The sequence below is a fragment of the Pseudomonas sp. W4I3 genome (assembly GCF_030816195.1).
In the GTDB taxonomy this organism is placed as follows: Bacteria; Pseudomonadota; Gammaproteobacteria; order Pseudomonadales; family Pseudomonadaceae; genus Aquipseudomonas.
Genome location: NZ_JAUSXS010000001.1, coordinates 1093442 through 1107520, shown reverse-complemented (window position 1 = coordinate 1107520; position 14079 = coordinate 1093442). Strand labels below are relative to the sequence as shown.

The window sequence follows — 14079 nt, the reverse complement described above, 5'->3', positions numbered from 1 at the left end:
GTCCCGCATTCTCTTTTGGTGACAGCGATATGACTGATCAGCGCAAAGGCAGCGATGCCGAACCCACCACTCACTTCGGCTTCAAGAACGTCCCGGAAAGCCAGAAAGCGGAAAAAGTCGCTGAGGTGTTCCACTCCGTAGCCGCCAAGTACGACTTGATGAACGATGTGCTTTCCGGCGGCATGCACCGCCTGTGGAAGCGTTTCACCATCGAACTGTCGGGCGTACGCACCGGCAATCGCGTGCTGGACATCGCCGGCGGCACGGGCGATCTGGCGGCCAAGTTTTCCAAGCTGGTGGGCCCGACCGGCCAGGTGGTATTGGCCGACATCAACGGCTCGATGCTCAAGGTGGGTCGTGATCGCCTGCTCGACAAGGGCGTGGCCGGCAATATCGAATTCGTCCAGGCCGACGCTGAAAAGCTGCCGTTCCCGGACAACCACTTCGATTGCGTGACCATCGCCTTCGGCCTGCGCAACGTCACCCACAAGGAAGACGCCATCCGCTCGATGCTGCGCGTGCTCAAGCCGGGTGGCCGCCTGCTGGTGCTGGAAATTTTCCAAGCCGACCAACGCGCTGATGTCCAAGGTGTACGACACCTACTCGTTCGCCTTCATGCCGTTGATGGGCAAGCTGATCACCAATGACGCCGAGAGCTACCGCTACCTGGCCGAATCGATCCGCATGCACCCCGACCAGGAAACCCTGAAGTCGATGATGGTGGAAGCCGGTTTCGACCGCGTGACTTACCACAACATGACTTCTGGCATCGTGGCCCTGCACCGCGGCATCAAACCCTGATGCTGCTCGCCGGCCTTCTCGCAAGCGTCGAACACGGCCTCAACCGTGTTCTGCGCCTGGACAGCACCGCCCTGGCGCGGCTTGCGCACCTGAGCGGCAAAGTCATCGCCGTCGATTGCCGCAGCCCTGCCTTGCAGCTGTTTATCCTGCCCAGCGATGAAGGCCTGCTGCTCGCCACGCAATGGGCCGCCGAGGCCGACTGCACCCTGCGTGCGCCAGCGTCCAGCCTGTTGCACCTGGCGCTGAGCCGCAACAAGACCGCTATCCTGCACAGCCCCGAAGTGGCGCTGGAAGGCGACAGCGCGGTGCTGATGGACCTGGCCGCCGTGCTGCAGGACCTGGAACTGGACTGGGAATACGAACTGTCACGCTGGATCGGCCCCGTCGCCACTCAGTTGATCGGCGGCCACCTGCGCAGCCGCTCGCGCTGGTACCAGCAAGGGTTCGCCAGCCTCAACCAGAACCTCGCCGAATACCTGAGCGAAGAATCGCGCACCCTGGTCGGGCAACGCGAAGCGCAAGCGCGCTTTCGTGAGCTCGACAAGGCCAAAATCGACCTGGAACGTCTCGAGGCCCGCTTCGAGCGCCTGAGCCGTTCCCTTGAGCCAAGCGATAACGCATGAAGCTGCTCGCCGTCCGCCGTTTGTTTCGTATCCAGCGCGTCGTAATCCGCTACCGCCTCGATGACCTGCTGTTCGCCCTGCCCCTGCCATGGTTCCTGCTGGCGGTGCGCTACGTGCTGCCGTGGCGCTGGTTGCCGCGCAAGAAGCTTGCGCTGAGCCGCGGCGCCTGCCTGCGCCTGGCCTTGCAGGACCTGGGACCGATCTTTATCAAGTTCGGGCAGATCCTGTCGACGCGCCGCGACCTGCTGCCCGAAGACATCGCCGATGAGCTGATGCTGCTGCAAGACCGCGTACCGCCGTTCGATTCGCAGCTGTCGATGAAGCTGATCGAGGAACAGCTGGGCAAGAAGATCAGCGAGGTGTTCAGCCGCTTCGATGTCGAGCCGCTGGCTTCGGCCTCGGTCGCGCAGGTGCATGCCGCGCAGCTCAAGAGCGGCGAAGAAGTGGTGGTGAAAGTCATCCGGCCGGGCCTTAAGCCGATCATCGGCCAGGACTTGGCGTGGCTGTTCATTCTCGCCCGCGCCGCCGAGCGTTTCTCCGCCGATGCGCGCCTGCTGCATCCGGTGGATGTGGTGGCCGACTACGAAAAAACCATCTACGACGAACTCGACCTGCTGCGCGAAGCCGCCAATGCCAGCCAGTTGCGCCGCAACTTCGAAGGCTCGCAATTGCTGTACGTGCCGCAAGTGTATTGGGACTGGTGCCGCCCCAAAGTGCTGGTGATGGAGCGCATCTACGGCGTGCAAGTCACCGACCTTGCGACCCTCGCCGACCAGCGTACCGACATGAAGATGCTGGCCGAACGCGGCGTGGAAATCTTCTTCACCCAGGTGTTTCGCGACAGTTTCTTCCACGCCGACATGCACCCGGGCAACATCTTCGTCAGCACCGTCAACCCGTGGAGCCCGCAGTACATTGCGATCGACTGTGGCATCGTCGGCAGCCTCACGCCAGAGGACCAGGACTACCTGGCACGCAACCTGTTCGCCTTTTTCAAGCGTGACTACCGCCGCGTGGCGCAGTTGCACATCGACTCGGGCTGGGTGCCGGCAGAAACCAAGCTCAATGAATTCGAAGCGGCGATCCGCACCGTGTGCGAGCCGATCTTTGAAAAACCGTTAAAAGATATTTCCTTCGGTCAGGTGCTGATGCGTCTGTTCCAGACCGCGCGCCGCTTCAATATGGAAGTGCAGCCGCAGCTGGTGCTGCTGCAAAAAACCTTGCTCAACATCGAAGGGCTGGGCCGCCAGCTGTACCCGGACCTCGACCTGTGGAACACCGCGCAGCCGTTCCTGGAGCGCTGGATGCGTGAGCGGATGAGCCCGAAAACCGTGCTAGGCAACCTGCACAGCCAGATGGAACAGCTGCCGCACCTGGCCAATATGACCCGCGACCTGCTGGAGCGCATGTCCCAGCCTCACGCCAAGGATCCTGAGCCGCCATGGCGCAAGCGCAAGGACGATTGGTTCCTGCGCCTGCTCGGTGCCGCGCATCTGATGGGTGGGGTGATGCTGGCGATTGGCGGACCGTTGAACCAACTGGGCCACTGGCCGGCCGGTATCATGGTCGCCGTGGGCGTTTATCTGATCGTGCGTCGATAACCCATCCGGTTACACTGTCGCAAATTGCCGGAGCCGAACATGAAAGACTGGCTGGACGAGATCAAGTGGGACAGTGACGGCCTGGTGCCGGCCATTGCCCAGGACTACAAGACCGGGCGCGTGCTGATGATGGCCTGGATGAACCGCGAGGCCCTGAGCCTTACCGCCGCTGAGCAGCGCGCCATCTATTGGTCACGTTCGCGTGGCAAACTGTGGCGCAAGGGCGAAGAATCCGGGCATGTGCAAACACTGCATGAGTTGCGCCTGGACTGCGATGCCGACGTGGTGATCCTCAAGGTCGAACAGATCGGCGGCATTGCCTGCCACACCGGCCGTCACAGTTGCTTCTATCGCGTGTTCGAGAACGGCGAATGGAAGGTGGTGGAACCGGTGCTCAAAGACCCGCACGCCATCTATTCGGCAGGACATTGAACATGAGCGATACCCTCAACCGTGTGGCCCAGGTGCTGGAAGAGCGCAAAGGCGCGGACGCCGACAGCTCTTACGTCGCCAGCCTGTATCACAAGGGCCTGAACAAGATTCTGGAAAAGCTCGGCGAAGAATCCGTCGAGACGATCATTGCCGCCAAGGATGCGCAGATCAGCGGTGATTGCAGCGATGTCATCTATGAGACCGCCGACTTGTGGTTCCATAGCCTGGTGATGCTCGCCCAGCTGGGGCAGCACCCACAGGCCGTGCTGGATGAGCTGGACCGTCGCTTCGGCCTGTCCGGGCACGCCGAGAAGGCCTCGCGCCCGTCCGCCTGAACAACTTTGACTGAGGATATACAGCATGGGCATTTTTGACTGGAAACACTGGATCGTCATTCTGGTGGTCGTGGTATTGGTGTTCGGCACCAAAAAACTGAAAAACCTGGGCACTGACGTTGGCGAGTCGATCAAGGGCTTTCGCAAGGCCATGAACGATGACGAAAAACCTGCAGACCCGGTTGTGAACCCGGTCCCGCCGGCCCAGCCTGTGCACCCTCAGGCCACCCAGCCGATCACCGAGCGTCGCACCTTCGACGTGCAGGCTGAAAAAGTCCAAGAGCCGACCCGCAAAGACTCGTGAGCACTGACTAATGTTTGGTATCAGCTTCTCTGAACTGCTGCTTGTCGGCCTCGTGGCCCTGCTGGTACTAGGGCCGGAGCGCCTGCCCGGTGCCGCACGCACGGCCGGCCTATGGATCGGGCGCCTGAAACGCAGCTTCAACGCGATCAAACAGGAAGTTGAACGGGAAATCGGCGCCGACGAGATCCGTCGTCAGTTGCACAACGAACATATCCTGTCGTTGGAGCAGGAAACGCGCAAGATTCTGTCGCCGGTGCAGGAGCCCGCCAAACCGGCGGAGCCTGTGGTCGAAAACAGCATCGCGCCAGCCGCCGTCGCCCCCGCTGCGCCCACCCCGACAGAGCCTGCGCCGACGCCCGTTGCGTCGCCCGCGCCCCATGACCCTACATTGCCGCCGCGAGCCCCATGAGCGCTGATAAACCGGAAAACGACCAGCACATGCCGCTGGTCTCGCACCTCACCGAGCTGCGTACCCGCCTGCTGCGTTGCGTAGCGGCGATCTTCATCATCTTTGCCGGGCTGTTTGCCTTCACCCAGCAGATCTACACCTTCGTCTCGACGCCGCTGCGCCAGTACCTGCCGGCGGGCGCAACGATGATCGCCACCGACGTGTCGTCGCCCTTCCTGACACCGTTGAAGTTGACCATGATGGTCTCGCTGTTCCTGGCCATCCCGGTGATCCTGCATCAGATCTGGGGCTTCATCGCGCCTGGGCTGTACAAGCATGAAAAGCGCATCGCCGTGCCGTTGCTGGTGTCGAGCATCCTGCTGTTCTACACCGGCATGGCCTTCGCCTACTTCCTGGTGTTTCCACTGATCTTCAAATTCTTCGCCGCCGCCACCCCGGCCGGTGTGGAAATGATGACCGACATCACCAGCTACCTCGACTTCGTGATGACGCTGTTCTTCGCCTTTGGCGTGGCCTTCGAAATCCCGGTGGCGGTGGTATTGCTGGTGTGGATCGGCGTGGTCGACGTGAAGTACCTGAAGAAGATCCGCCCGTACGTGATCATCGGTTGCTTCGTGGTCGGCATGATCCTCACCCCGCCGGACATCTTCTCCCAGACCCTGCTGGCCGTGCCGATGTGGATGCTGTTCGAGGTTGGCATCCTGTTCAGTGGCCTGATCAGCAAGCGTGGTGAACACCCGCAGGACACGTCCGCCGACGACGATCAGCCGCCAGCGGCCCAGTCGTGAACCTGCTGCTGCTCGAAGAGGCCGATTTCATTGCGCCCGACCGGGTGGTCCTGCGTGATCGGCGCCTGGTGCATATGCAGCAAGTGCATCGCGCCGAGGTGGGTGACAACCTGCGCGTCGGGCGTATGGGTGGGTTGATGGGCAATGCGCAGTTGCTGCGCCTGCACGCCAGCGAGGCCGAGCTGCAGGTCAGCTTCGACCAACCGCCACCGAGCAAACTGCCGCTGACCCTGCTGCTGGCGTTGCCACGCCCGAAAATGCTGCGCCGAGTACTGCAAACCGTCGCGGCCATGGGTGTGCCAAAGGTGGTGCTGGTCAACAGTTATCGGGTGGAAAAAAGCTTCTGGCAAACACCGTTTCTCGAGCCGGAAGCGGTCCGCGAGCAACTGATCCTGGGCCTGGAACAGGCGCGGGATACGGTACTGCCCGAGATCATTATCGAGAAACGCTTCAAGCCGTTCGTTGAGGATCGCCTGCCGGCCATGACGGCGGGCACGCTTGGCCTGATCGGCCACCCCGGCGACTACCCGCCCTGCCCCCGCGGGCTGGATGAACCGGTGACCCTGGCGATTGGGCCGGAAGGTGGCTGGATTCCCTATGAAGTCGAGTTGCTGACCAAGGCCGGCTTGCAGCCGGTGCAGCTCGGCGCGCGCATCCTGCGGGTTGAAACCGCCGTGACTGCCCTGCTCGCACGGCTGTTCTAACCCGATACCCAATGTGGCAGGGGCTCACTGTAGGAGCGAGCTTGCTCGCGAAAAACGTCCAGGCAACGCGTTCATTCTGGATAAACGCGGTGGCTTTGAGTTTTTCGCGAGCAAGCTCGCTCCTACAAAAAGCCTTAACTGACTGGCATTAGGGCTCGCCCCTCCCACATTGGGGCGGTGAGGCTACAGAATCCGATACTCATGCCGATAGCCTGTGAATAAGTCCAAGCCTTGTTCCAGGGGAGTTTGCAGCATGTATCGTTGGTCGGCCGAAAAATTGGGGAATGTGAGCGTCAACCGCAAGCTGAGCGTAGGCTTTGGCTTGGTGTTGATCCTGACGCTGTTGATCACGTTCACCGGCTGGACCGGCCTGAGCGATGTGATCGGGCGAGGCGACAAGCTGGGCTTTATCTCCAGCCTCAACGGGTTGACCAAGGACCTGCGCCTGGCGCGCCTGGACTTCGAAATGCGTCGCGGCGAACAAGGCACCGATGTGGTCAATGGCTTGATCACGCAGTTGGACAACGGCCTGAAAACCGCCGCCGAGCTGATCGAGCAGCCTGGCGACAAGGCGCTGGTGGAACAACAACAGGACGCCCTGAACCAGTATAAAAAGGCGTTCGGCACTATGGTCCAGGCCGGCCTCAAGCGTGAGGGCGCACGCAGCAAGCTTGGCGATACCGCTGACAATGCCGTCCTGAAAATCAACGAGATCGAGAAGGCCCTGTTGCAAGGCGACAGCGTCAGCCAGTTCAACAGCGTGGTCGACCTGAGCAAGCTGATCCAGCAAGCGCGCTTCCAGGTGCGCGGCTACACCTACAGTGGCAAGGTCGAAGCCGAGCAGCCCGCGCTCGACGCCATCGACAATGCGCTGAAGAAAGCCAGCGAACTCGAAGGGCAACTGCCTGCGCAATTCCTCGCCAACCTGCAAGAGGCCGGCGTTTCGCTGCAGGCCTACCGCTCCGCCGTCAGCCAGTACCGCGATTCGCAGGTAGCCAGTGCTGCAGCCTTGAAAATCATGATGGCCCAGGGCGATATCCTGCTGGACCGCAGCGATAAGCTCACCACCTCCCAGACCGCCGTGCGGGATGCCGATGCCGCTCAGGCCAAATACCTGTTACTGCTGGCGACCGTGTTGGCGCTCGCCTTTGGCATCTTCGCCGCCTGGGCAATCACCCGCCAGATCGTCACTCCGTTGAATCAAACCCTCAAGGTTGCCGAACGCGTGGCTTCAGGCGACCTGAGCCACAACCTGGAATCCTCTCGTCAGGACGAACTGGGCCAACTGCAACGCGCCATGCAAAGCATGACCGTGGGCCTGCGCGAGTTGATCGGCGGTATCAGTGACGGTGTCACCCAAATCGCCAGCGCCGCCGAGCAGTTGTCGGCGGTGACCGAACAGACCAGTGCCGGGGTCAACAGCCAGAAGATCGAAACCGACCAGGTGGCCACTGCCATGAACGAGATGGCGGCCACCGTGCAGGAAGTTGCGCGCAATGCCGAAGAAGCCTCGGAAGCCGCCGTAGCCGCTGACCTGCAGGCCCGTGAAGGCGACAAGGTGGTCGGTGAAGCCATCGCCCAGATCGAGCGCCTGGCCACTGAAGTCGGCAACTCGACCATCGCCATGGGCGACCTGAAGCGCGAGAGCGACAAGATCGGCAGCGTGCTCGACGTGATCAAATCCGTGGCCCAGCAAACCAACCTGCTGGCGCTGAACGCGGCGATTGAAGCAGCACGTGCCGGTGAAGCCGGGCGTGGCTTCGCCGTGGTGGCCGACGAAGTGCGCAGCCTGGCCCAGCGCACACAGAAGTCCACCGAAGAGATCGAAGAGCTGATCGTCGGCCTGCAAACCGGCACCCAGCAGGTGGCGACCATCATGGACAACAGCCGCGGCCTGACCGACAGCAGTGTCGAACTGACCCGCCGTGCCGGCAGCGCCTTGGAGAACATCACACGCACCGTTTCGACCATCCAGGCGATGAACTCGCAGATCGCCACCGCCGCCGAGCAGCAAAGCGCGGTGGCCGAAGAGATCAACCGCAGCGTGTTAAATGTGCGCGATGTTTCCGAACAAACCTCTTCAGCCAGCGAAGAAACGGCGGCGTCCAGCGCAGAGCTGGCACGCCTGGGCATTTACCTGCAAACCCTGGTCGGGCGCTTCCGCATCTGACCGGACCTGCGCGGCAGCCGATCAAGGCTGCCGCAACTTGTGAAATTTCCTACGCAGTTATCAGCCCGCCCTCACCTCGAATCGGATTAGCGTTTGCTCTGTTGCTAAGCGCTTTTCAGATTTGGAGGTCCACCATGTTTACTTGGCTGACTCGCTTGCTGGACAACATCAGCGTACGCCTCAAACTCGCCCTGGGTTTTGGCCTGGTGCTGTTCCTCAGTCTCACCATCGCCGTGACAAGCTGGCAAGCTCTGAATGCCGTGCTTGAACGCTCTTCCAAGCTGACAACATTGGGGCAGTGGGCTGTTGATGCCGAAGCCATGCGTGCCGATCGAATCGTGTATCGAATATTGGCGGACACTGCAAGCCTGGGCGAAATCAACGCGCGCATCGGAAAAATCGAACTGTATATCGCTGACCTCTCAACCCACATGAGAGCCCCCTCCGACCAGCAGCGCCTTCAGGAAACAACGCGCCTGATAGCTGGATTAAAAGCCGCGCTCAATGAGCTACCGTCCCTGGTCGAACTTCGTGAAAACGCCCGTAGCCCGCTCAAACAAATGGCCCTTCAGACCGGCGACACCCTGGCCCAATTCGCCAGTGATCTACCCGACCAGGAAAACCAGAAAGCCCTTGATGCCATTGAAGACCTGCGCCAGGCGATAACACTTGCCGATGATGGCACTCAGAACCCGGCGTGGGCGGCCGACTCATTGCAAGCCTATGCCCAAACGGTCAGCACGGCGCTCGATGCACTGGAGGCGGCGCAGGAGGCCGTCACGACCCTCCCGGTGGATGCGGCTTTGCTCAAAACCCAATTGGCCGCCTACCGTGCGCAATTGATAACGCTCAAGGAGGCCCAGCTTAATACCGAGGCCGTGCAGAACCGACTCGAACAACAACTCGATCAAGTGCTGGAACAAAACGACCTGTTAAGCCAGGCCCAGGCCTTTAAACGCGACCGGGAAGTGGAACAAACCCATACCCTGCTCACAAGCGTCACCGCTGCGGCGTTGCTGCTCGGCACACTGGCCGCCTGGTGGATTGCTCGGCAGATCGTCTTACCGTTACGCCAGGTCCTGGCATCCGCCAACCGTATCGCCAAGGGCGACCTGAGTCACGATATCCAGGTGGAGCGCCGCGACGAACTGGGCCAACTGCAACACAGCATCGGCCAAATGACCCACAGCCTGCGCAGCCTGATCGGCAGCATCGGTGACAGCGCTAGGCAGATTGCCGGTGCGGCGACGCAGTTATCCACCGTGACCGAACAGACCCGCAACGGGCTGAATGAGCAAAAACATGAGACCGACCAAGTGGCCACGGCGATGAATGAAATGCTCGCCACCGCCCAGGAAGTGGCGCGCCATGCCGAACGCGCGTCCGTGGCCGCGAACGAAGCAGACCAGCAGGCCGGCGCCGGCGAGCAGGTAGTCACCCAGGCGGTTGAGCAGATCGGCAACCTGGCCAGTGAAATGGCCTTATCCGGCCGCGCGATGCTGGCTCTGCAAAAGGAGAGCGAAAAGATCGCCAGTGTGCTCGACGTGATCAAGTCCGTGTCACAACAGACCAACCTGCTGGCCCTGAATGCCGCCATCGAAGCGGCGCGCGCGGGTACTGCTGGCCGGGGGTTCGCCGTGGTCGCCGATGAAGTACGCAGTCTGGCCCAGCGCACGCAGGAATCGGCTGAGGAGATTGAAGGGTTGATCCTGGGCCTGAATAACGGCACCCAGCAGGTCGCGGACATCATGGACAGCAGTCGCAACCTGACCGACAACAGCGTTGCCCTGACCCGTGACGCTGGCGAGGCCCTCGCCGCCATCACCCGCACGGTATCGGTCATCCAGGAAATGAACCCGCAGATTGCCGCCGCCGCCGAACAGCAAAGCGCGGTGGCCGAGGAAATCAACCGCAGTGTCTTGAAGGTACGGGATGTGTCGGAACAGACTGCCGCCGCCAGTGAGGAAACGGCAGCGGCGAGCGTTCAGTTGACGAGGTTGAGCCTGGATCTGCAGACGCTGATCGATAAATTCAAGCTTTGAAACACCACTATCCTATGTGGGAGGGGGCTTGCTCCCGATAGCGGAGTGTCAGTCAAATGTCTGGTGACTGACACTCCGCTATCGGGAGCAAGCCCCCTCCCACAGTTGAGTCCGCTTCGTGAACCTATAAAACCTGGCGCAGGAAGGCCTGGGCTCGCGGGTCTTTCGGCGCGTCGAAGAACGCGGCCGGCGCGGCGTCCTCCAGCAATTTGCCGTGATCGAAGAACAACACCCGGTCTGCCACCTCGCGAGCAAAGCCCATTTCGTGGGTGACGCAGACCATCGTCATGCCCTCCAGCGCCAGGGTCTTCATCACGTCGAGCACTTCGCCGACCATTTCCGGGTCGAGGGCCGAGGTGGGCTCGTCAAACAGCATCACCTTGGGCTCCATCGCCAGGGCACGGGCAATCGCTACCCGCTGCTGCTGGCCACCGGAGAGGCGCGACGGAAATTCGTTGGCTTTCTGTGCAATACCCACCTTTTCCAACAGCGCCAGGGCCTTGGCTTCGCGCTCTTGCTTGCCGCGCTTGCGCACGACCTTTTGCGCCAGGCACAGGTTTTCCAGCACGGTCATGTGCGGGAACAGGTTGAAATGCTGGAACACCATGCCGACTTCACGGCGATAGGCGTTCACGTCGGTCTTCGGGTCGGCCAGCTGCAAACCTTCGATGCTCACCGTGCCCGAATCGAACGCCTCCAGTCCATTGAGGCAGCGCAGAAAGGTGGACTTGCCAGAGCCGGACGGACCGATCACCACCAGCACTTCACCCTTGGCCACCTGGGTGGTCACATGGTCCACCGCACGCACGATATGGCCACGGGTGTCGAAGACTTTTACCAGATCGCGAACTTCAATCACTTTGCGCGAGCCTCCGCTCAAGCCGGCTGGCCATTTTCGACAGCGGCAGGTTGATCAGCAGGTACAGGCCTGCCACACAGAACAGGATTTCGAAAGGCGAAAACGAGGTGGTGATGACTTCGCGTCCGCTCTTGAGCAGCTCGGTAATCGCGATCACCGAAACCAGCGAGGTGTCTTTCACCAGGCTGATAAATTGCCCGGCCAACGGCGGCAGCACGCGTTTGAAGGCCTGTGGCAGCACCACATGCCGCATCGACTGGCTGGCACTCAAGCCCAGGGAGCGCGCCGCCTCGTTCTGGCCACGAGTGATCGACTGCACACCGGCACGCACGATTTCAGCGACGTAGGCACCGGTGAACAGCGACAGGGCCGCGATCCCGGCAAACTCCCGGGACAGGTTGAGCACCGTGCCGATGAAGAAATAGAAAATGAAGATTTGCACCAGCAGCGGCGTACCGCGCACCAGTTCGACGTAGATCGTCGACAGGTCGCGCAAGGTCGGGTTGCTCGACAGTCGGCACAAACCGGTAGCCAGACCAATCGCCAAGCCCAGGATGCCGGACACCACTGACAACCACAGCGTGGTCCACAAGCCCCACATCAGCGGGCCCAGTGCCCAATGGCGGTTGACGCCGATGACGTCACCTTCAGCCACGTCGTCGCCACGCGCCACTTGCAGGCTGTTGTCGGCGACCGTCACCTTTTGTTCGGTGCCGGCGTCACTGCGCAGGGTGACTTCGGCTACATCCCCCTTGCGAATCAGTTCAATGACCGTGGATATATCCGCCGCACGCTGCGCTTCCTCGGCCTGATAGGCGAAGTACTGCGGCACGCGGTTCCAGCGCCATTCGTAGGACATCAGCGAGGTGGCGTAGTACAGGGCGCCAGCCAGGCCGACCAGCACGACTACCGTCAACAGGTGCCAGGGCCATTGGGCTTTTTTCTGTTTCATTTCACTGTCCGCATAGGTGTTGCCTGATAGGCCGCCATCGGGGGCAAGCCCCCTCCCACAGGGAAACGCATTCCAAATGCGGGAGGGGGCTTGTCCCCGATACAGGCAACTCGGTCTTAAGCCTTATTCCATGTCCTTGAGCCACTCGGAGCTCTTGAACCACTTGTCATGGATGCGATCGTAGGTGCCGTCGTTCTTGATCTGGTGCAGGAAGTTGTTGATGAAGTTGACGCTGTCGTAATCGCCTTTCTTCAGGCCGAACGCCAGGGGTTCAAAGGTGAAGGGTTCGTCGAGGAACACCAGCTTGCCATTGCCGACTTTCTTCTCGGCCACCACGTTATACGGTGCGTCGTAGACAAACGCGTCAGCCTTGCCGTTGACCACGTCCAGCACGCCTTCCTGCTCGTTGTCGTAGCCGTGGTACTTGGCTTTGGCGATCAGCTTTTTGGCGACCATTTCGCCGGTGGTGCCCAGCTTGGAAGTCAGGCGGTATTTTTCGTCGTTGAGGTCTTTGTAGGACTTGATGGTGCCTTCCAGGTCCTTGCGAATCAGCAGGGTCTGGCCGACCACGATGAACGGTTCGCTGAAGTTCAAGCGCAGGTTACGCTCCTGGGTCAGGGTCATGCCGCTGCCGATCATGTCGAACTTGCCGGTCAGGAAGGCCGGGATGATCCCGTCATAGCCGGTGGACACCAGCTCCAGCTTGACGCCCATGGATTTGGCCATGGCCTTGAGGATGTCAACTTCGAAGCCGATGATTTCGCCGCGCTTGTCGGTCATCTCGAACGGCATGTAAGTCGGGTCCATGCCGACTTTCAACGTGCCGCGCTTGACCGCATCATCGATGGCGCCGGCTTGGGCGGCAGTGGCTGCCACCAGCGCGGTGACGCCGAGCATCAGCATCGACAGATACTTTTTCATCATCAAGTCCCCTGAACGGTTCTTATAAGGTTGGCGCACAAAAGGGCTGCGCCATTTCGGGGTGCGATCCTAACCCACTCGTTGCCCGTCACAAAGGCTTCACGGCTAAATGTTATCGGCGTATGTAAGAGAAGCCCTACGGCGCCACGGCTGACCATAGGCCTAGACACGTCAGCGCATGAACGTGCTAATGGGTTGATGTGTAAGAAGTTATGACGATCAGTCAATCTCTGCGATCCAGGCGGTGTCCTTGAACCACTTGTCATGCAGTTGATCGTAGGTGCCGTCCTGCGCCACTTGATTGAGGAAATGATTGATCCAGTTGAGGCTGTCGTAATCGCCTTTTTTCAGGCCGAACGCCAGGGGTTCAAAGGTAAACGGCTGCTCCAGCGTCAGTAATGAGCTGTTCTCGGGTCGCGCCATTGCGATCAGATTGTAGGGCGCGTCATGGATGAAGGCGTCGGCCTTGCCCTCCACCACCTCGCGCACCCCCTCCTCTGGCGTTGCGAAGCTCTTCAATCGAGCCGCTCCCAGGAAGCGCTGAGCGGCTGCCTCGCCGGTAGTGCCTTCAATGACCGCGATCCGATAGCCCGTCTCGTCCAGGTCTTCGATGCTGGTTACCGTGCCGGCCAGGCGCGGGTGCAGCAGGACCGTCTGGCCCACCACGATAAAAGAATCACTGAAGTTGAGTTTGAGGTTGCGCTCCTGGGTGACCGTCATGCCGCTGCCGATCAGATCGAATTTTTTCGCCATCAACCCTGACAGCAACTCTGGGTAGGGCACCGCGACCAGCTCGAGTTCAACCCCCAGCGCGCGACTCATCGCGTGGAGCAAGTCGATCTCGAAGCCGACGATTCGTCCCTGTTTGTCCGTCATTTCAAACGGTACGTAAGTCGGCGTTGTGCCGACTTTCAGCACGCCACGGCGAACGGCGTCGTCAATTGCCCCGGCATTTAACAAGCCTGTGTGAATCAATGCGGCAGCACCTATCAGCAGTGCCGAACAATACCTCTTGAACATGTATGCCCCCGTGGCGCGTCAGATTTGGGGGGCGATGCTACCCCAGCCACAGGCACGGCAATACGCCTCGAAAGAAGGTCTTTTGTTTCGAAATAACAAGGAGTTAGCGAAGAAAGGA

Annotated in this window: 14 protein-coding genes and 2 pseudogenes; 12 read left to right on the top strand and 4 right to left on the bottom strand. The window is 60.7% G+C overall.

Annotated features, from left to right (window positions below; genetic code table 11):
- Positions 1-29: 29 nt before the first annotated feature.
- The 12 genes and pseudogenes from ubiE (at position 30) to QF045_RS04880 (ending at position 10209) form a co-directional block, all read left to right on the top strand.
- Positions 30-801: pseudogene (ubiE, locus tag QF045_RS04930) on the top strand (bifunctional demethylmenaquinone methyltransferase/2-methoxy-6-polyprenyl-1,4-benzoquinol methylase UbiE).
- The gene (locus QF045_RS04925; protein ID WP_306491277.1) at positions 801-1424 is read left to right on the top strand and encodes an SCP2 domain-containing protein; all 624 of its coding nucleotides are present in this window, start codon (positions 801-803) and stop codon (positions 1422-1424) included. The pseudogene ubiE and the gene QF045_RS04925 overlap by 1 nt, the downstream one beginning before the upstream one ends.
- The gene (gene ubiB / locus QF045_RS04920) at positions 1421-3025 is read left to right on the top strand and encodes a ubiquinone biosynthesis regulatory protein kinase UbiB (RefSeq protein ID WP_306491276.1); all 1605 of its coding nucleotides are present in this window, start codon (positions 1421-1423) and stop codon (positions 3023-3025) included. The genes QF045_RS04925 and ubiB overlap by 4 nt, the downstream gene beginning before the upstream one ends.
- Before the next feature lie 39 nt (positions 3026-3064).
- A complete protein-coding gene (gene hisI / locus QF045_RS04915) occupies positions 3065-3457 on the top strand; it encodes a phosphoribosyl-AMP cyclohydrolase (RefSeq protein WP_065893709.1) in 393 nt (130 codons plus the stop codon).
- Positions 3458-3459: 2 nt separating this feature from the next.
- The gene (locus QF045_RS04910; RefSeq protein WP_124364757.1) at positions 3460-3792 is read left to right on the top strand and encodes a phosphoribosyl-ATP diphosphatase; all 333 of its coding nucleotides are present in this window, start codon (positions 3460-3462) and stop codon (positions 3790-3792) included.
- Positions 3793-3817: 25 nt separating this feature from the next.
- Positions 3818-4096, top strand: coding sequence for a twin-arginine translocase TatA/TatE family subunit (locus tag QF045_RS04905; RefSeq protein WP_306491275.1), 279 nt, complete (start codon positions 3818-3820; stop codon positions 4094-4096).
- 10 nt (positions 4097-4106) lie between these two features.
- Positions 4107-4505 (top strand): Sec-independent protein translocase protein TatB, encoded by a 399-nt coding sequence (gene tatB, locus QF045_RS04900; RefSeq protein WP_306491274.1) that lies wholly within the window; start codon positions 4107-4109, stop codon positions 4503-4505.
- Positions 4502-5293 (top strand): twin-arginine translocase subunit TatC, encoded by a 792-nt coding sequence (tatC, locus tag QF045_RS04895; RefSeq protein ID WP_306491273.1) that lies wholly within the window; start codon positions 4502-4504, stop codon positions 5291-5293. Before tatB ends, tatC begins: the two co-directional genes overlap by 4 nt.
- On the top strand, positions 5290-5997 hold the full coding sequence (locus QF045_RS04890) for a 16S rRNA (uracil(1498)-N(3))-methyltransferase (RefSeq protein WP_306491272.1): 708 nt from the start codon (positions 5290-5292) through the stop codon (positions 5995-5997). The genes tatC and QF045_RS04890 overlap by 4 nt, the downstream gene beginning before the upstream one ends.
- 253 nt (positions 5998-6250) lie before the next feature.
- Positions 6251-7309 (top strand): annotated as a pseudogene (locus QF045_RS27675) (methyl-accepting chemotaxis protein); the annotation flags it as partial.
- Positions 7295-8167, top strand: a complete 873-nt coding sequence (locus tag QF045_RS27670; RefSeq protein WP_373424470.1) for a methyl-accepting chemotaxis protein — start codon at positions 7295-7297, stop codon at positions 8165-8167. The pseudogene QF045_RS27675 and the gene QF045_RS27670, both read left to right, overlap by 15 nt.
- A 134-nt stretch (positions 8168-8301) precedes the next feature.
- Positions 8302-10209, top strand: coding sequence for a methyl-accepting chemotaxis protein (locus tag QF045_RS04880; protein ID WP_306491270.1), 1908 nt, complete (start codon positions 8302-8304; stop codon positions 10207-10209).
- A gap of 124 nt (positions 10210-10333) precedes the next feature.
- Here the strand turns inward: QF045_RS04880 and QF045_RS04875 are convergent, their stop codons facing one another.
- The 4 genes from QF045_RS04875 to QF045_RS04860 all read right to left on the bottom strand — a co-directional run bounded on the left by QF045_RS04875 (position 10334) and on the right by QF045_RS04860 (position 13961).
- Positions 10334-11068, bottom strand: a complete 735-nt coding sequence (locus QF045_RS04875; protein WP_306491269.1) for an amino acid ABC transporter ATP-binding protein — start codon at positions 11066-11068, stop codon at positions 10334-10336.
- Positions 11061-12020: an amino acid ABC transporter permease gene (locus QF045_RS04870; protein WP_306491268.1), complete on the bottom strand. Its 960-nt coding sequence runs from the start codon at positions 12018-12020 to the stop codon at positions 11061-11063. The genes QF045_RS04875 and QF045_RS04870 overlap by 8 nt, the downstream gene beginning before the upstream one ends.
- Positions 12021-12143: 123 nt before the next feature.
- Positions 12144-12941, bottom strand: a complete 798-nt coding sequence (locus QF045_RS04865) for a transporter substrate-binding domain-containing protein (protein ID WP_306491267.1) — start codon at positions 12939-12941, stop codon at positions 12144-12146.
- Positions 12942-13160: 219 nt separating this feature from the next.
- Entirely contained in the window at positions 13161-13961 is an 801-nt protein-coding gene (locus QF045_RS04860) for a transporter substrate-binding domain-containing protein (RefSeq protein ID WP_306491266.1), read from the bottom strand.
- Positions 13962-14079: the final 118 nt, after the last annotated feature.